21 protein-coding genes are annotated in these 16,716 nt (G+C 74.0%); 7 read left to right on the top strand and 14 right to left on the bottom strand.

Features of this window, described 5'->3' with window-relative positions; genetic code table 11:
- Positions 1–39 precede the first annotated feature (39 nt).
- Positions 40–471, bottom strand: coding sequence for a CBS domain-containing protein (locus tag OSR43_RS15240; RefSeq protein ID WP_302267468.1), 432 nt, complete (start codon positions 469–471; stop codon positions 40–42).
- Between the two features lie 64 nt (positions 472–535).
- Positions 536–1,444, bottom strand: a complete 909-nt coding sequence (locus OSR43_RS15235; RefSeq protein ID WP_302267467.1) for an inositol monophosphatase family protein — start codon at positions 1,442–1,444, stop codon at positions 536–538.
- A 54-nt stretch (positions 1,445–1,498) separates the two neighbouring features.
- On the opposite strand from OSR43_RS15235, the gene OSR43_RS15230 reads away from it, so the two are divergent.
- Positions 1,499–1,948, top strand: a complete 450-nt coding sequence (locus OSR43_RS15230) for a DUF2231 domain-containing protein (protein ID WP_302267466.1) — start codon at positions 1,499–1,501, stop codon at positions 1,946–1,948.
- Between the two features lie 30 nt (positions 1,949–1,978).
- On the opposite strand, the gene OSR43_RS15225 is transcribed toward OSR43_RS15230, so the two are convergent.
- Genes OSR43_RS15225 through OSR43_RS15205 form a run of 5 tightly spaced genes read right to left on the bottom strand, consistent with a single transcriptional unit; the run spans position 1,979 to position 6,517 of the window.
- On the bottom strand, positions 1,979–2,872 hold the full coding sequence (locus tag OSR43_RS15225; RefSeq protein ID WP_302267465.1) for a GTP-binding protein LepA: 894 nt from the start codon (positions 2,870–2,872) through the stop codon (positions 1,979–1,981).
- Positions 2,873–2,923: 51 nt separating this feature from the next.
- On the bottom strand, positions 2,924–3,634 hold the full coding sequence (locus OSR43_RS15220) for an RDD family protein (protein WP_302267464.1): 711 nt from the start codon (positions 3,632–3,634) through the stop codon (positions 2,924–2,926).
- A 45-nt stretch (positions 3,635–3,679) separates the two neighbouring features.
- Positions 3,680–4,675 (bottom strand): ribosome small subunit-dependent GTPase A, encoded by a 996-nt coding sequence (rsgA, locus tag OSR43_RS15215; protein ID WP_302267463.1) that lies wholly within the window; start codon positions 4,673–4,675, stop codon positions 3,680–3,682.
- 7 nt (positions 4,676–4,682) lie between these two features.
- Complete coding sequence (gene aroA / locus OSR43_RS15210; RefSeq protein WP_302267462.1) at positions 4,683–5,963, bottom strand: 3-phosphoshikimate 1-carboxyvinyltransferase; 1,281 nt, start codon at positions 5,961–5,963, stop codon at positions 4,683–4,685.
- 23 nt (positions 5,964–5,986) lie between these two features.
- On the bottom strand, positions 5,987–6,517 hold the full coding sequence (locus OSR43_RS15205; RefSeq protein WP_302267461.1) for a DoxX family membrane protein: 531 nt from the start codon (positions 6,515–6,517) through the stop codon (positions 5,987–5,989).
- Positions 6,518–6,602: 85 nt separating this feature from the next.
- Between OSR43_RS15205 and OSR43_RS15200 the strand changes: the two genes are divergently transcribed.
- The 4 genes from OSR43_RS15200 (at position 6,603) to rsrA (ending at position 9,084) form a co-directional block, all read left to right on the top strand.
- A complete protein-coding gene (locus OSR43_RS15200) occupies positions 6,603–7,400 on the top strand; it encodes an SOS response-associated peptidase (protein WP_302267460.1) in 798 nt (265 codons plus the stop codon).
- Positions 7,397–8,047: an alpha/beta family hydrolase gene (locus OSR43_RS15195; RefSeq protein ID WP_302267458.1), complete on the top strand. Its 651-nt coding sequence runs from the start codon at positions 7,397–7,399 to the stop codon at positions 8,045–8,047. The genes OSR43_RS15200 and OSR43_RS15195 overlap by 4 nt, the downstream gene beginning before the upstream one ends.
- A gap of 108 nt (positions 8,048–8,155) precedes the next feature.
- Positions 8,156–8,806, top strand: a complete 651-nt coding sequence (locus OSR43_RS15190) for a sigma-70 family RNA polymerase sigma factor (RefSeq protein ID WP_302267457.1) — start codon at positions 8,156–8,158, stop codon at positions 8,804–8,806.
- Entirely contained in the window at positions 8,803–9,084 is a 282-nt protein-coding gene (gene rsrA / locus OSR43_RS15185) for a mycothiol system anti-sigma-R factor (protein WP_302267456.1), read from the top strand. Before OSR43_RS15190 ends, rsrA begins: the two co-directional genes overlap by 4 nt.
- Before the next feature lie 211 nt (positions 9,085–9,295).
- On the opposite strand, the gene OSR43_RS15180 is transcribed toward rsrA, so the two are convergent.
- The 4 genes from OSR43_RS15180 to OSR43_RS15165 are packed head-to-tail and all read right to left on the bottom strand — an operon-like array spanning position 9,296 to position 12,812.
- Entirely contained in the window at positions 9,296–9,736 is a 441-nt protein-coding gene (locus OSR43_RS15180) for a thioesterase family protein (RefSeq protein ID WP_302267455.1), read from the bottom strand.
- 1 nt (position 9,737) lies between these two features.
- Positions 9,738–10,220, bottom strand: a complete 483-nt coding sequence (locus OSR43_RS15175) for a GNAT family N-acetyltransferase (protein WP_302267454.1) — start codon at positions 10,218–10,220, stop codon at positions 9,738–9,740.
- Positions 10,220–11,926 carry an acetolactate synthase gene (locus OSR43_RS15170; RefSeq protein ID WP_302267452.1) on the bottom strand — a complete coding sequence of 569 codons (1,707 nt, stop codon included), beginning with the start codon at positions 11,924–11,926 and terminating at the stop codon, positions 10,220–10,222. Before OSR43_RS15170 ends, OSR43_RS15175 begins: the two co-directional genes overlap by 1 nt.
- Positions 11,927–11,951: 25 nt before the next feature.
- Positions 11,952–12,812: a DUF2785 domain-containing protein gene (locus tag OSR43_RS15165; RefSeq protein ID WP_302267451.1), complete on the bottom strand. Its 861-nt coding sequence runs from the start codon at positions 12,810–12,812 to the stop codon at positions 11,952–11,954.
- Between the two features lie 88 nt (positions 12,813–12,900).
- On the opposite strand from OSR43_RS15165, the gene OSR43_RS15160 reads away from it, so the two are divergent.
- Positions 12,901–14,421: a sensor histidine kinase gene (locus OSR43_RS15160; RefSeq protein WP_302267450.1), complete on the top strand. Its 1,521-nt coding sequence runs from the start codon at positions 12,901–12,903 to the stop codon at positions 14,419–14,421.
- A gap of 15 nt (positions 14,422–14,436) precedes the next feature.
- Here the strand turns inward: OSR43_RS15160 and OSR43_RS15155 are convergent, their stop codons facing one another.
- Complete coding sequence (locus OSR43_RS15155) at positions 14,437–14,688, bottom strand: WhiB family transcriptional regulator (RefSeq protein WP_011755173.1); 252 nt, start codon at positions 14,686–14,688, stop codon at positions 14,437–14,439.
- Between the two features lie 236 nt (positions 14,689–14,924).
- On the opposite strand from OSR43_RS15155, the gene OSR43_RS15150 reads away from it, so the two are divergent.
- Positions 14,925–15,350 (top strand): hypothetical protein, encoded by a 426-nt coding sequence (locus tag OSR43_RS15150; RefSeq protein WP_302267448.1) that lies wholly within the window; start codon positions 14,925–14,927, stop codon positions 15,348–15,350.
- A gap of 22 nt (positions 15,351–15,372) precedes the next feature.
- Here the strand turns inward: OSR43_RS15150 and OSR43_RS15145 are convergent, their stop codons facing one another.
- Both OSR43_RS15145 and OSR43_RS15140 read right to left on the bottom strand, forming a co-directional pair.
- Positions 15,373–16,188, bottom strand: a complete 816-nt coding sequence (locus OSR43_RS15145; protein WP_302267447.1) for an RNA polymerase sigma factor SigF — start codon at positions 16,186–16,188, stop codon at positions 15,373–15,375.
- Between the two features lie 2 nt (positions 16,189–16,190).
- Complete coding sequence (locus OSR43_RS15140; protein ID WP_302267446.1) at positions 16,191–16,628, bottom strand: anti-sigma factor; 438 nt, start codon at positions 16,626–16,628, stop codon at positions 16,191–16,193.
- Positions 16,629–16,716 lie beyond the last annotated feature (88 nt).

The following is a 16,716-nucleotide window of genomic DNA, read 5'->3' as shown; positions in this document are numbered from 1 at the left end:
CGCGACCGCACGGACCCCGACCGGCACGACGCCCACGCCTCAGGTCTGGTGCACGTAGCTGTCGAGCTGGTCGCGCTCGAACTGGAGCTCGCCGATCTTGTGCTTGACCAGGTCGCCGATGCTGACGATGCCGACGAGCCGGCCGTCCTCGACGACGGGGACGTGCCGCACGCGTCGGTCGGTCATGGTCCGCATCAGCTCGTCGAGCGCGGAGGCGGGGGAGCAGGTGGTGACCTCGGGGGTCATGATCGCGGCGACCGGCACCTCGGCGACAGCGGCGTCGGCGTGCAGGCGGCGCACCACGTCGCGCTCGCTGACGATGCCGTCGACCGACGTGCCGTCGACGCTGACGACCAGCGCGCCCACGTTGTGCTCGGCCAGGAGGGCGACCAGCTCGCCCACGACGGCGTCCGGGCGGATGGTGACCACGTCGGAGCGCGGCTTGCGGCTGAGGACCTCACCGATGTGCACAGGACACCTCCGGTCGGACGGGTCCCTCGCACGGTACTCAGCCGGAGGGGTGCTGGATAGTGCTTCAGTCCAGCGGCAGGTCGCCGACCTCGGGGCGGCGGCGCGAGCGCAGGTCGGAGACGGAGCCCGGGCCGGTGCGCGGCCAGTCCGGGTCGTCGGGGTCGCCGCCGAGGTCGGGCAGCGCGCCGATGAACGACAGCGCCGCCTCGTGGAGGTGGCCGTTGGAGGCGAGCGCGTTGCCGCCGAACGGCCCGTCGACCCCGTCGAGGGAGGTGAATCGCCCGCCGGCCTCGCGCACGATCACGTCGAGTGCCGCCATGTCGTAGACCTCGAGCTCGGGCTCGGCGGCGATGTCGACCGCGCCCTCGGCGAGCAGCATGTAGGACCAGAAGTCGCCGTAGGCGCGGGTGCGCCAGACGCGCCGCATGAGGGCGAGCAGGTCCTCCAGCCGGCCGCGTTCGTCCCAGCCGGAGAGCGAGGAGTAGGACAGCGACGCGTCCTCGAGGCGACGTACGTCGGAGACGCGGCACTGGGTCGCCTTGAGCAGCGACCGGCCGGTCCAGGCGCCTCCGCCCACCGAGGCCCACCAGCGGCGCTGCAGCTGCGGGGCGGACACGACGCCGAGCACGACCTCGTCGTCGACGACGAGGGAGATGAGCGTCGCCCACACCGGCACGCCGCGCACGAAGTTCTTCGTGCCGTCGATCGGGTCGACGATCCAGCGCCGCTGGCTGTGCCCGGTCGAGCCCTGCTCCTCGCCGGTGACGGCGTCGCGCGAGCGGACCCGCGAGAGCGTGCGCCGGATCCCCTCCTCGACGGCCTGGTCGGCGTCGGTCACGGGGGTCAGGTCCGGCTTGCTCATGACGTGCAGGTCGAGCGCCTTGAACCTCGCCGTCGTGAGCGAGTCGGCGTCGTCGGCGAGCACGTGCGCGAGGCGCAGGTCGTCGGTGTAGTCGGGGTGCGGGGTGGCCACGAACGCACAGGCTACTTTCAGCCACCGCCGAGCGGGGTGGTGCAACATTCATCCATGGAGATCAACGGCCTGCCGCTGCACGCACTCGTCGTCCACGCCGCCGTCGTGCTGGGTCCGGTGGCGGCCCTGTTCGGCATCGCGTACGCCGCCGTGCCGCGCTGGCGGGACTGGATCCGGTGGCCCATGGTCGCCCTCGCCGTGCCGGCCGCGATCGCGGTCTGGGTGGCGTACCTCTCCGGCGAGCAGCTCACCGAGGCCAACCAGTACGGCGGCCCGCTGCTCGCCCTGGTCGAGACCCACGAGTCGCGCGCCGAGGTCTTCCGGCTGGTCGTGCTCGCCTTCGCCGTCGTCGCGGTGCTCGCCGCCGCGCTGCACCGCCGCGCGGGTGCCGTGCGGTGGGTCCTCGCCGCGCTGGTGGCCGTCTCCGGCGTCGCGACCGTCGTCTACGCGGTGCTCACCGGCGACGCCGGGGCGCAGGTCGCCTGGTACGGCGTGGAGGGCTGACCGGGCCGCCGTCCCAGGGCGGCAGGCCGGTCACGCGGCCAGCGCCACGCGCTCCCGGGCGAGCTCGAGGCACTCGCGGAAGGACCGCACGATGTACGGCGGCACCGCCAGCCCGGCCTCGGCCGCCCCGAGCAGCTCGGCCTCGGTCCGCGCGACCGTCTGCACGAACTCCTCGGACGCCTCGGGGGTGCCGATGCCGAGCGCGATCATCATGTCGCCGACGTCGGCCTTGCGCGTGTCGTCGCCGGCGGCGACCGGCGCGAACGACACCGCCCGCAGCCGCCGCACCAGCCAGCGCTGCCACTCCGAGAGTCGCGCCCAGAGCCCGCGGGCGGAGAGCTGGTAGAAGGCGAAGTGGCCCGGCTCCTGGCGCCGGATCGGCGCGATGACGGTCCGGACGACGGCAGTCTCGCCCATCTCGGTCAGGCCGTCCTGGAGCCGGTGGTAGGCCAGCAGCGCGGAGCGCTCGGTGGTCATGCCGGTCAGGTAGTAGAGCATCCGCACGACGTCCTGCAGCGCGCCGACGTGGGCGAGCGCGCCGACCGCGCGGATCTTCGGCGAGATCGTCGTGAGGTCGGTCAGCGCCGGCGGGAGCCCGAGCCGGACCTGCAGCTCGTCGAGGGCCAGGCCGTGGCGGGACTCCTGGGGCTGCCAGACCTCGCGGTAGAAGTACCGGTCGACGTCGGGGGCGTGGGGCAGCAGGACGCCGAGCTCGAGGGTGTTGCGCTCGACCTCGAGCTCGGCGCGCGCCATGTAGTCCAGGACCGGCGCGAACCGCGCCACCACCGCGTCCCGGTCGCGGACGGTGAAGTCGCAGGTGGCGAGCTCGATCGGCGGGTGCTCCTCGGCGAGCCGGTCGACGTGGGCGACCAGGCGGGGCTCGGACCAGGGCTCGGGACGGCGGAGGGTGGAGGAGAGACGCACGGGACGGGTTCGGAGCCGGACCGCCGACGGATCGGTCCGGCTCCAGCCCGGTCAGACCTTAGGCCGGAGCACCACGGTGGTCGTGCAGAGCATGTCGGCGAACGTCCGGTTCTTGGCGTCGAACAGCGGCCACACGAAGCCCAGGTAGCAGGGCAGCGCGTCGAGGATGTGTGCGAAGCTCCGCCCGATGTTCAAGGCGATGCCCGGCGGCACGTCCGTGCCGTCCTTGACCAGCTTGATGCCCAGCACCTGCTTGCCGAGGGAGTAGCCGGTGCGGCCTTGGCGGATCCACTGGTTCCAGATCGTGAAGGCCAGCGCGACGAGGTAGAGCACCGCGGCGACCGCCAGGCCGGTCGCGGTCGGGTCGGTCGTGGTCTCGGTGCGGGTGCCGAGGAACGCGTCGGTCGTGGTCCGGGTCGTGGTCTCCGACGTCGCGGCCAGCACGCCGCCCGCGATCGCGTACGCCACCAGCGGGATCACCCCGTCGACCAGGTAGGCGGCGATCCGGCGCCCCCAGGAGGCGTACGTCGGCGCGGGCCCGCCGTACGGCGCCCCGCCGTACGGCTGGCCGTACGGGGGCTGGCCGTACGGGGGCTGGCCGTACTGCGGCTGGCCGTAAGGGGGCTGGCCGTAAGGGGGCTGCCCGTACTGCGGCTGGCCGTACGGCGGCTGCGCCGGGGGCTGGCCGTAGGGCGGGCCGGGCTGCTCGGGCTGCTGGCCGTGGGGAGGGGGACCGGGGTTCTGGCCGTAGGGGTCGCTCACGGGTGGCTGCCTACCCGAGGGGGAGGCGGGCAAACCGGGGGGAGCTCAGTAGTCCGGACCAGTGCTCCGCGCGGCGAGCAGGCGGCGGAAGGACTGCACCCGCTCGGGATCGGCCTGGCCGGCGGCGACCGCGTCGTCGAGCCCGCACTCCGGCTCGTCCTCGCCGTGGGTGCACCCGCGGGGGCAGTCCTCGGTCATCTCGTCGAGGTCGGGGAACGCCTCGATCAGGTGCTCGGGCTCGACGTGGGCCAGGCCGAAGGAGCGGATGCCGGGGGTGTCGATGATCCAGCCGCCCCGGTCGCCGGGCAGCGGGAGCATGTACGCCGAGGTCGAGGTGTGCCGGCCGCGACCGGTCACCGCGTTGACGTGGCCGACCTCCCGGTGGGCCTCGGGCACCAGCGCGTTGACCAGGGTGGACTTGCCGACCCCGCTGTGGCCGACCAGCACGCTGGTGCGGCCCTCGAGCCGGGCGCGCACCTCGGTGAGGTCGTCGCCGCGCCGGGTGACCACCCAGGGCACGCCGAGCGAGCGGTAGGTCACCAGCAGCGACTCCGGGTCGCGCAGGTCGGACTTGGTCAGGCACAGCAGCGGCTGCATCCCGGCGTCGTACGCCGCGACGAGCGCCCGGTCGATCAGCCGCGGGCGCGGCTCGGGGTCGGCCAGGGCGGCCACCACGACCAGCTGCGAGGCGTTGCTGACGATCACCCGCTCGACCGGGTCGTCGTCGTCGGCGGTGCGCCGCAGCACGGTCTCGCGCTCGCGGACCTCGACGATCCGCGCCAGCGAGCCCGGCGCGCCGCTCGTGTCGCCGACCACCCGGACCCGGTCGCCGACCACCACGCCCTTGCGGCCCAGCGGACGCGCCTTCATCGCCATCACCGTGGCGCCGTCGACGAGCAGGGTGAACCGCCCGCGGTCGACGGTGACGACGACCGCGTCCACCGCGTCGTCGTACGACGGGCGCTCCTTGGTCCGCGGCCGGGTGTGGCGGCGCGGCCGCTCGTAGTGCTCCTGGTCGTGCTCGTAGTAGCGACCCGACATCGCGTCCTCAGCCGAGCAGCCCGGCCCAGAAGCCGGCGAAGTCGGGGAAGGTCTTCCCGGTGGTGGCGACGTCCTCGACGAGGACGCCGTCGACGGCGGCGCCCACGACCACGCCGGCGTGGGCCATCCGGTGGTCGGCGTAGGTGCGGAACACGCCGCCGTGCAGGGGCGCGGGACGCAGCTCGAGGCCGTCGGGGTGCTCGGTGACGTCGGCGCCGAGGCGGCCCAGCTCGGTCGCGAGCGCGGCGAGCCGGTCGGTCTCGTGCCCGCGGATGTGGGCGATGCCGCGCAGGTGCGAGGGGGTCGAGGCCACCGCGCACAGGGCGGCCACGGCGGGGGCCAGCTCGCCGACGTCGTGCAGGTCCAGGTCGACACCGAGGAGCCGGTCGGGTCCGGTCACCGAGAGGCCGTCGTCGGTGAGCGCGACGGTGCACCCCATCGCGGCGAGGATGCCGCGCAGCGCGTCCCCGGCCTGGGTGGTGCTGCGGGGCCAGTCGCGGACGGTCACCGTGCCACCGGAGACCGCCGCCAGCGCCAGGAACGGTGCGGCGTTGGACAGGTCCGGCTCGATGACGTGGTCGACTGCGCGCACGGGACCGGGCGCGACCGCCCAGCGGTCGGGCTCGGCGTCGTCGACCTCGACGCCGTGGTCGCGCAGCATCGCGACGGTCATGTCGATGTGCGGGAGCGAGGGGACCGGTGCGCCCTCGTGCCGCACCTCGACGCCACGGTCGTAGCGGGCGCCGGCCAGGAGCAGCGCCGAGATGAACTGCGAGGAGGCCGAGGCGTCGACCACGACGGTGCCGCCCGGGACGGAGCCGGTGCCGCGGACCGTGAACGGCAGGGCGTCGCCCTCGACGTCGATGCCGAGGCCGCGCAGCGCGCCGAGCACCTCGCCGACCGGGCGCTTGCGCATGTGGGGGTCGCCGTCGAACGCCACGGCCCCCGACGCGAGGCCGGCGACGGGGGGCACGAAGCGCATCACGGTGCCGGCCAGGCCGCAGTCGACCCGTGCACCGCCGGCCAGCGGTCCGGGCGTGACGGCCCAGTCCTCGCCGGAGGTGTCGACGTGCGCGCCCAGCGAGGTGAGGGCCGCGGCCATCAGCGTGGTGTCGCGCGAGCGCAGGGCGCGGCGCACGACCGAGGGGCCGTCGGCCACGGCGGCCAGCACCAGCGCGCGGTTGGTGAGTGACTTGCTGCCGGGTAGCGTGACGGTCGCGCGGACCGGCCCCCGTGCGCGCGGCGCGGGCCAGGGGTCCTCGACGGCGGGGCGCGCGGGCTCGGTCACGCGCCGCACTCTATCGGCGCCGTTCAGGCCACCTTCGCCTTCACCAGCTTGGCCTCCTGGCGGGCGGAGACGGCGAGGTGCCGGGCCTCCCGGCGGGCGTCCTTGGCGACCCGGCGCGCGCGCCAGGCGACGCCCGGTCGGCCCTCGGTGTCGCCGGCGGCGATGAGGAGCCCGCCGAGCACCGAGAGGTTCTTGAAGAAGTGGAGCTGCTGCTGGGTCTTCGTGGCCTGGTCGTCGGCCTCCCAGAACCGGTGGCCGGCGAGCGTCGTCGGCGCGAGCGACGCGGCGAGCACGGCGGCGGAGGTGCGGGGCGCGCGGCCGGTCGCGAGCGCGGCGGCCGCGGCGATCTGGACGGCGGCGTTGATCCGGACCAGCGTCTGCGGGTCGTCGGGCAGGGGCGCCTGCGGGACGGCCTTCTTGATCGTCCCGACCAGGGTGTCGGTGACCGGCTCGGCCTTGGCGGCGAGCGCACCGCTGTTCTTCAGGGCGTTGGCGGCACCCACCACGAAGACCGAGGCGAGCATGGGACGGGCGACGAGTCGGCTGAGGGACATGCCGCCTCGATACCCGCTCGGTCGCCCCGGTACACGACGCCGTGCGCGACGGGACCGGAGTCGAGGCGGCACTAGGCTGCGTCGCATGTGCGGTCGCTACGCCTCCAGCCGCCGGGCCGAGGACCTCGTCGAGGAGTTCGAGGTCGACGTCCTGCGGATCGCCGAGCCGCTCGAGCCCGACTACAACGTGGCGCCCACCAAGGACGTGTACGCCGTGGTCGAGCGGCCGCCGTCGAAGGAGCACGCCGAGCGCTCCGAGCAGCACGACCCCGAGCAGCACGACCCCGGTCAGGACGGCCCCGAGCGGCAGCTGCGCGTGGTCCGCTGGGGGCTGGTGCCGTCCTGGGCGAAGGACGCCTCGATCGGCAACCGGATGATCAACGCCCGGATGGAGACGGTGGCGGAGAAGCCGGCGTACAAGCGCGCCTTCGCCAAGCGGCGCTGCCTGCTGCCGGCCGACGGCTACTTCGAGTGGTACCCCACCCAGCAGACGACGAAGGCGGGCAAGCCGCTCAAGCAGCCCTTCTTCATCCGACCGCGCGACGGCGGCTCGCTGGCGATGGCCGGGCTCTACGAGATCTGGCGGGACCCCGCGCGGCCCGACGACGACCCCGACCGCTTCCTGTGGAGCTGCACGGTGATCACCACCGACGCCGAGGACGAGCTGGGCCACATCCACGACCGGATGCCGCTGATGGTCGAGCGCGACCGGTGGTCGGCCTGGCTGGACCCGACCGCGTCGCAGGGGACGCTGCTCGACCTGCTGGTGCCGGCCGCGCCGGGTGCCCTGGAGGCGTTCCCGGTCTCCCGCGAGGTCAGCAACGTGCGCAACAACGGCCCGAGCCTCGTCGAGCCGCTGCCGCTGGAGGAGGTCGTCGAGTGACCCGCAGCGAGCGCGTCGTCGACACCCCGCACGGCCCGGCCCGACTGGTCACCGACCGCGCGCCCCGACCGGTCGGCACCCTGCTGCTCGGCCACGGCGCGGGCGGCGGCATCGACGGGCCGGACCTGACCGCGCTGGCCACGCACCTGCCGCGGCAGGGCTTCACCGTCGTCCGCCTCGAGCAGCCGTGGAAGGTCGCGGGTCGCCGGATCGCACCGGCGCCGCGGATCCTCGACGAGGGGCTGGTCGCGGCCTCGGACCGGCTGCGGGTGCGGACCCCGCTGGTCGTCGGTGGCCGCTCGGCGGGCGCGCGGTCGGCGGTGCGGTGCGGCCGGCGCCTGGGCGCCGTCGCCTGCCTGGCGCTCGCCTTCCCGCTGCACCCCCCGGGCAAGCCGGAGAAGTCGCGGCTCGAGGAGCTGCGCGGCGCCCGGCTGCCCACCCTGGTGGTCCAGGGGGAGCGCGACGCCATGGGCCGGCCCGAGGAGTTCCCCGAGGACGTCGAGATGACGGTCGTCCCGGGCGCCGACCACGGGTTCGGGGTGGCGGCCGCGGGGCCGCTCTCCACGGCCGAGGCGATGGACCTGCTCGTCGAGTGCACCCTGGAGTGGCTGGTGCGTGAGGTGACCGGGAACAAGCACCCGGGGTGAGGTGTTCTGACCGGCGTGACCGCACTCATGGAACGCCCTCCGATCCTGGTGCCGGTGGTCGAGCCTCTCGGGACTGCCGGGCCCGCCGCGCGGGTACCCTGGACGACGATGACTGACTCCGTCACTGACCCGCTGGAGGCCGCGACCGCCGACCCGGTCGACGTCGCCTCCGAGACCGACGAGGAGCGCTCGCTGCGCTTCGAGCGCGACGCGCTGCCGTTCCTCGACCAGCTCTACTCCGCCGCGATGCGCATGACGCGCAACCCGGCCGACGCCGAGGACCTCGTGCAGGAGACGTTCGCCAAGGCGTACTCCTCCTTCCACCAGTTCAAGCCGGGCACCAACCTCAAGGCCTGGCTGTACCGGATCCTCACCAACACCTTCATCAACACCTACCGCAAGAAGCAGCGCCAGCCGCAGCAGTCGATGTCCGAGGACGTCGAGGACTGGCAGCTCGCCCGGGCCGAGTCGCACACGTCGACCGGCCTGAAGTCCGCGGAGATGGAGGCGCTCGAGCACCTGCCCGACTCTCAGGTCAAGGACGCCCTGCAGCGCCTGCCCGAGGAGTTCCGGCTCGCCGTCTACCTCGCCGACGTCGAGGGGTTCGCGTACAAGGAGATCGCCGAGATCATGGACACGCCCATCGGCACCGTCATGTCGCGGTTGCACCGCGGACGTCGCCAGCTGCGCGACATGCTCTCGGACCACGTCCGGGCCAACGACCTGCTGACCGTCGGCCGCGACGGGGGCAAGCGATGAGCGAGCCGGGCCGCAGCCACGACCACGTGGACCCGCAGGAGTGTGCGGACTACCTCGAGCAGATCGTGTACTTCATCGACAACGAGCTCGCGGAGGCCGACTGCGCCGCCGTCCGGGTCCACCTCGACACCTGCAACCCGTGCCTGGAGAAGTACGACCTCCAGCGCACCGTCAAGCAGGTCGTCGCCCGCTCCTGCTCCGAGCCGGCGCCGAGCGAGCTGCGCGAGCGCGTCATGCTCCGCATCCGCGAGGTGCAGGTGCGGATCACCGAGGGCTGAGGCCCGGCGCCCCGCACCAACCGCACCAACCGCACCAAAGCAAGGACCCCCGGCCGTTCGGCTCGGGGGTCCAGTGCTGTGTGGCAGCGCTCAGGCGTTGGGGCGCTTGCCGTGGTTCGCGCCCTTCTTCTTGCGAGCGCGGCGCTTGCGGCCGGTCTTGCCCATGGTGTCCTCCTGGGGATCGATGTACGTCGCCCCGAGGGGCCAACGATCAGTCTCCCAGATCGGCCGGGGCAGGCGAAATCCGCCCCAGGAACCGCTCGGCGTCCACGACGACCCGGGTGACCTCGCCCGTGGCGACCACCTTGCCGGGCACCGGGCCCTCCGGTCCCACCTCCACGTGGCGGGCGGCCACGCTGAACCGGCGCAGCCGCCCGTCGGCGTACGAGGTGGTGGCGGTGACCTCCACCAGGCGGCCGACCGGGCTGGCGCCCTGGTGCTCGAGGGTGACCCGGGTGCCGACCGACGTCTCGCCGTCGGCCAGCGACGGCTCGACCGCGGCGCACGTGGCGGCCTCGCACCAGGCGAGCAGCCGGGGGGTCCCGAGGACCGGCAGCGAGCCGGAGCCGACGGCGAGCGCCGTGTCGTCGTCGGTCACCGTGAAGTGCAGCGTGGCCGACGTCGAGGTCGAGGCGCTGGGGGTGGTGTCCATCTCAGAGGTCCCTTCCGAAGGCGAGCAGGTGGACGTCGGGCACGGGGGAGAAGTCCCGGTCGGGCAGGCGGGTGAACCCGCGCCGACCGTAGAGCCGGTGCGCGCCGGTCATCTCCGGCAGGCTCGACATCACCACCGCGCGGGCACCGTCGGCGCGGAACCGCTCGAGCACCAGGTCGACCAGGGCGATGCCCACGCCGCGGCCCTGCGCGGCCGGGTCGACGGCGAGCATGCGGAACTCGCCCTCGCCCTCGCGGGACACCTCCCGCCACGGGGACCCCGGCGGGCAGACCGTGACCGACCCGAGGACGGTGCCGTCGTCGTCGGCGGCCACCCACAGCTCGGCCTCGCGGTCGCGGCGGGCGGCGTCGCGCAGCCGCGCGACGTACGGGTCGTCCTCGCCCAGGACGAAGCCGGCGTACGCCGCGACGGTGATGCGCCCGACCTGCTCGAGGTCGCCGGGGACGGCTCGTCGCAGCAGCATCAGATCCCGAAGGTGCTGCGCGGGTAGGTCGCGTCGACGTCGGTGATGACGTTGACGAGGTAGGGCACGTCCGCGGCGAACGCGCGGTCCAGCGCCGGTCCCACCTGGCGCGGGTCGGTGACGGTCTCGCCGGCGCCGCCGAGCGCCTTGACCACCTCGTCGTACGCCGTGCGCGGCGCGAGGTCGGCGACCACGTCGTAGCCGTAGAGCATCTGCATGGGGCCCTTCTCCAGGCCCCACGCGGAGTTGTTGCCCATGACCATCACGACCGGCAGGCCGTGGCGGACCAGCGTGTCGACGTCCATCAGGGAGAAGCCGGCCGCGCCGTCGCCGAGCAGCAGCACGACCTGGGCCGACGGGCGGGCGATGCGGGCGGCGATCGCCGCGCCGAGGCCGGCGCCCAGGCAGCCGTACGGACCCGGGTCGAGCCACCCGCCGGGCCGCTTGGGCTCGACGAACTTGCCGGCGAAGCTGACGAAGTCGCCGCCGTCGCCGATCACCACGGCGTCCTCGGCGAGCCGGGGCACCAGCTCCCCGTAGATCCGGGCGGGGTGGATCGGGTCGGCCTCCGCGGTGAGCAGCGCCCGGTCGCGCTCGACGCCGGCCCGCACGGTGTCCTGCAGCGTGCTGGTCCACGCCGACCAGTCCGGTCGCCGCGGCGAGCGCTCGAGGTCGGCGAGGATGCCGTCCAGGGCGGTGGTCAGGTCGCCGGCGACGGACGCGGCGAGGTTCGCGTGGGCGGAGAGCTGGCCGGGGGAGTCGGCGACGTGGACGACCAGCGCGTCGCCGAAGACGCCGTAGGAGAGCCGGAAGTCCAGCGGCGTGCCGACCACGACCACCAGGTCGGCCTCCTTGAGGGCCTGGCTGCGGGCCTTGGTGACCAGCAGCGGGTGACCGCCGGGCACGACGCCGCGGCCCATGCCGTTGGTCAGGGTCGGGATGCCGGCGGACTCCACGAGGCGCAGCGCGGCCTCCTCGGCGCGGTCGGCCCACACGTCGGTGCCCAGGACGAGCACCGGGCGGGAGGCGTCGGCGAGCAGGCCCGCGATCCGGCCGACGGCCTCGCTGTCGGGCTCGGCGCCGCGTGGCAGCACGCCCGCCGTGGCCGCGGGCACGGTCGCCTGCGCGAAGAGCTCGTCCATCGGCACGTCGACGAAGACCGGGCCGCGGTGGGAGGAGCCGGCGGCGCGGAACGCCCGGTCCAGGCCGGGGGCGACGTCCGCGGCGGTCATCAGCGTGCGGGCCTCCTTGGAGACCGACGCGACGATCGGCGGCTGGTCGAGCTCCTGCAGGCTGCCGCTGCCCCAGCGGTTCTGCGGGGCGCGGCCGCCGACGACCACCATGGGCGAGCCGGCGAACTGGGCCTGCGCGATCGCGCTGACGCCGTTGGTGACGCCCGGGCCCGCGGTCAGGACGGCCAGGCCCGGGACGCGGGTCAGCTTGCCGGTCGCCTCGGCGGCGAACGCGGCGGTCTGCTCGTGCCGGACGTCCAGCAGCCGCATCGGCGTCCCGGCCTTGACCGCGCCGTCGTAGAGCGGGAACACGTGGGCCCCCGACAGCGTGAACATCGTCTCCACGCCGTGGGCCTGCGCCACCGCCACGGCCAGCTCACCGGCGTGGCCGCGCACGTGGCCCTCCGGCACGGGGGTGTCGGCCGTCAGGTCGGGCCAGGTCTCAGCGGTGTCGGGCGTCGCGGCGTCGGTCATGCCCGAAGGCTATGTGCAACGCACGTCACACGGGGGCCGAAGCGCCCGTCGGCGACAGCCACGGGTTCGTGTGCCGCAGCGCGTCCACGACGACGAGGAGGAGGTCGGACCGGACGGCGGGCGGCCGGGAGCCGAGGGCGAGCTGGAGGTGCAGCGCGCGGAGGAACGCCTCGGCGTTGCCGCCGGCCAGGTGCGGGTCGCGGTCGTCGTACGTCGCCCGGCCGGTCGCGCCGGCGGCGAGCCGCGCGATCCAGGGCTCCAGCACCTGCAGCGGCACCTCGTCGCGCCGGAGCACCGCCATGGTGGCGGCCGCCAGGCGGTCTGGCTCGCCGTTGACGAAGAGGCTGTCGACCGGCTGCAGCACCCGGTCCGCGACCACGTCGAGCACGACGGTCAGCTCCGGCGTGCCCAGGTGGGGGGAGCGGGCCAGCGCGGCGAGCGCGTCGGCGCCGTGGCCGACGGCGAGCGCCCAGCCCTTGCCGGGCACGAAGCCGCGGGTGTCCTGCTCGCGCAGCAGCCAGGTCGCGATCCGGTCGCCCCAATCGAGGACCGTCCCGGTCGAGACCAGCCCGCGGGCGTTGTCGCGCTCGAGGCACTCCGCGATCACACGGGCCGACCAGCTGCGGCGGAAGACGGTGTCGGTGCCGGTCTCGCCGAGCCCGGTCCGCAGGCCGGCGGCCATGCCGTCGCCCAGCCCGACCAGCAGGTCGTCGTACACGCCGCGGCCGATCCACGTCGACAGCGCCGGGAAGGCGGTGCCGTCGCGGAGCTCGGGGTCGGTCTCGCCCAGCATCGCGGTGAGCTCGGCGGTCAGGTCGCCCAGCGGCCGGTCCTCGGGGACCGCGAGACCGCGGGCGTGGACCTGCTTCCAGTACTGCCCCGACATGGCGCCCATCCTGCCAGGGACCGACGCGTAGACCGAGCCCGCGCGGGCCTCGGGGGAGCCGCAGGTCGGCGTCGGTAGGGTCACGGAGGTGCCGACCCTCCCCGACCTGGTGCGCAGCCACACCGACCTGAGCGACGAGGACGTCGCCTGGCTGCAGCTGCTGCAGGCCGACTGGCAGATCATCGCGGACCTCTCCTTCGCCGACCTGGTGCTGTGGCTGCCCGACCGGTCCGGGGCGGGGTTCTGGGCCGGCGGCCAGATGCGGCCGACCACCGGACCGACGGCGTACGTCGACGACGTGGTCGGCACGTTCGTGCCCGCGGGACGGCGCCCCCTCCTCGACGCGGCGTACGCCGAGGGGCGGCTCGTCCGCGAGGGCGACCCCGAGTGGCGCGACGACGTGCCGGTGCGCGTGGAGACCATCCCCGTGCGCCGCGCGGACCGGGTGATCGCAGTGGTCGCGCGCAACACCAACCTGCTCGGTGTCCGGACCCCCAGCCGCCTGGAGCTCTCCTACCTGCAGACCGCCGCGGACCTGACCCAGATGATCGCGCAGGGCTGGTTCCCCGGGCCGGGCCAGCGCAGCGACCACGCGGACTCACCGCGCGTCGGCGACGGCTTCCTGCGCGTCGACGCCCGGGGGCACGTGGTCTACGCGAGCCCCAACGCGCTCTCGGTGTACCGCCGGCTCGGCCTCTCCGGCGACCTCGCCGGGCTCTCCCTGGCCGACCTGACCCGCGAGCTGGTCCCGCCGCGGCGCCGGCCCGACGAGGAGACGCTCAGCGCGGTGCTGGGTGGCCGGGCGCACCGCGACACCGAGATCGGCACCGACACCGTCTCGCTGATCGTGCGCGCGATCCCGCTGCGACCGGAGGGCACGCACATCGGCGCGCTCGTGCTGGTCCGCGACGTCACCGACCTGCGGCGGCGCGACCGGGAGCTGGTCACCAAGGACGCCACGATCCGCGAGATCCACCACCGGGTGAAGAACAACCTGCAGACCGTCGCCGCGCTGCTGCGGCTGCAGGCGCGGCGCATCGACTCCGAGGCGGCCAAGCTGGCCCTGGAGGAGGCGGTGCGCCGGGTGGGCTCGATCGCGATCGTCCACGAGACGCTGAGCCAGGCGGTGGAGGAGAACGTCGACTTCGACGAGATCGCCGACCGCCTCGGCTCGATGGTGACCGAGGTCAGCGCGGTCGGCGGACGGGTCCGGGTCGTGCGCGACGGCGGGTTCGGCACGCTGCCCTCGGAGTCGGCCACCGCCCTGGCGATGGTGCTGACCGAGGTGCTGCAGAACGCCGTGGAGCACGGCTACGAGGTCGACCAGTCCGTCGAGCCCGCGGTGCCGGCGGACCTCACCGACGTCGGCCACGACGGTGCGGGCGGCACGATCACCGTGACGGTGCGTCGCCTGGTCGGCCGCCTCCACCTCACCGTGGACGACGACGGGCGCGGCCTGCCGGAGGGGTTCGACCTCGACGGGTCGACGAACCTCGGGCTCTCGATCGTGCGCACGCTGGTCGAGTCCGAGCTCGGCGGTCAGCTCGAGCTCGGTCCGGTGCCGGGCGGGCGCGGGACGCGGGCGGCTGTCGACGTACCTCTCGGGTGAGGGAGGTGGCTGCGGTCAGGCGGTGCGGACGCGGGCCCGGGCGTTGCGGCGCTTGAGGGCGCGACGCTCGTCCTCGCTGAGGCCGCCCCAGACCCCGTGGTCCTGACCGGCCTCGAGCGCCCACGCGAGGCACTGCTCGCGCACCTCGCAGCGTCGGCACACCTGCTTGGCCTCCTCGATCTGGAGAATGGCCGGACCGGTGTTGCCGATCGGGAAGAACAGTTCCGGGTCCTCGTCGAGGCAGGCGGAACGGTGGCGCCAATCCATGGCTGGGGAATCCCTACTCTCTACTACGTACGTGCAGGCAAGGGGCAGCTCAGGCCTGCGGGGCTCGCGCGCGGGGGCACGGCGTTTGAACGCGTTCGGCGAGCGAGTGTCCAGCCTGGCAATCTTTGGAACGTTATACAAGCGTTTGCGATGGTCTCTTCCGTCACAAGCGTCCCGCCCGGGCGCCCCTCGTGCCGGTCCGGGTCCCGCCTGTCGGGCCCGGCTACCCTCGACCGGTGCCCCCGAGCGACCACCTCGATACCGCCCCCGGCGCCGCGCCCGAGCAGAACCCGGCGCCGCTGGTCGTCGCCGCCTCCCTGACCGCGGTCGAGGGGGCGGTCCTGGTCTTGCTGGCCCTCGCCGAGGTGGTCCACCTCTCGCCCGAGCGGGTCACCATGAACGTCACCACCACGGCGTTCTTCGCGCTCTGCGGCGCGGCGCTGCTGGTCTGCGCCCGCGGGCTGCAGCGGCACGCGACGTGGTCCCGCAGCCCCGCCGTCCTCGCCCAGCTGATCGCGCTGGGGGTGGCCTGGTCCTTCCGGGGCGGCGACACCACGCTGCTCGCGGTGGGCCTCGCGGTGGTCGCCGCGGTCGTGCTCGCGGGCATCTTCCACCCGGCCAGCACGGCCGTCCTCACCGACGACCCGACCCGCTCGGAGTGAGCGCCCGCGGGCGTCGGGCGGTCTAGTCCGCCTGCTCAAGCGAGGCGCGCAGCTGCACCAGGGTCCGGTTGAGCAACCGGGAGACGTGCATCTGGGAGACGCCGATCTCCTCGGCGATCTGCGACTGGGTCATGTTCTTGAAGAACCGGAGCAGGAGGATCTTCTTCTCCCGCGGGTCCAGGCGGTCCAGCAGCGGCTTGATCGACTCGCGGATCTCGACGTGCTCGAGGCCGGCGTCGTCCACGCCGATCGCGTCGAGCATCGAGGCGGCGCCGTCCTCGGAGTCGTCGCTGGCGTCGAGCGACAGCGTCGAGTAGGCGTTGCTGGACTCGATGCCCTCGATGATCTCCTCGACCGTGCAGCCGATCGCCTCGGCGAGCTCGCGCGGGGTGGGGGAGCGGCCCAGGGACTGGGTGAGCTCGGCCGTCGCCGAGCCGATCTGCATGCGCAGCTCCTGCAGCCGGCGCGGGACCCGGATCGCCCAGCCCTTGTCGCGGAAGTAGCGCTTGATCTCGCCGATGATGGTCGGGGTGGCGTACGTCGAGAACTCCACGCCGCGGTCGGTGTCGAAGCGGTCGACGGACTTGATCAGCCCGATCGTGCCGACCTGGACGAGGTCCTCGAACGGCTCGCCGCGGTTGCGGAACCGGCGCGCGCAGTGCTCGACGAGCGGCAGGTGCAGGTGGACGAGGTCGTCACGCGCGCCGTCGCGGACGTGCTGGGGCACGTCGGCGTCGTGCAGGTCGCGGAACAGCTCGGCACTGCGCTGACGGGTCAGCTCGACACCGGTCAGCGGTGCCTCCGCCTCCGGTACCTCCTGCGTGCGCGAGCCGTCCATGGTCAGAGACCGGCTCCGAGCGCTGCTTCGAGGTCGGTCCCGAGGTCGAGTGCCTTCATGGTCATGGTGACGCCGAACCGGCCGTCGGCCGACTGCACCGACGCGCTCGAGGCCAGCGTCGTGAGGACCTGCCAGGCGAAGCTGTCCTCGTCGGGGGCGGCGGGGGCCGCGGAGGCCACGCTCACCGACACCGTCATCCGGCCCGGGTGCAGCCAGAAGCGGCACAGCAGCTCGGAGTCCGGGTCGGCCTCGGGCAGGACCATCGCGCTCGCCTCGCCGACCGCGATCCGCAGGTCCTCGATGTCGTCGATGGTGAAGTCCAGGCGCGCGGCGAGGCCGGCGGTGGTGGTCCGAAGCACCGAGACGTAGGCGCCGTCGGCGGGGATCCGCAGCTCGACGTCGGCACGGTCCTGGTCGGGACCGCTGGCCGTGACAGACATGTGGTTCGTCCTTCTTCCCTGGGGCCGTCGGGCTGACCATAGTGGTCGGGGCCGGCCACCGGGTGCTTCCCCGGTGACCGGCCCCGCA

It is taken from the genome of Nocardioides sp. Arc9.136 (assembly GCF_030506255.1).
Taxonomy (GTDB): domain Bacteria; phylum Actinomycetota; class Actinomycetes; order Propionibacteriales; family Nocardioidaceae; genus Nocardioides.
Note: the sequence above shows the minus strand (reverse complement) of the source record. Positions and strands in the feature narration are given on the sequence as shown.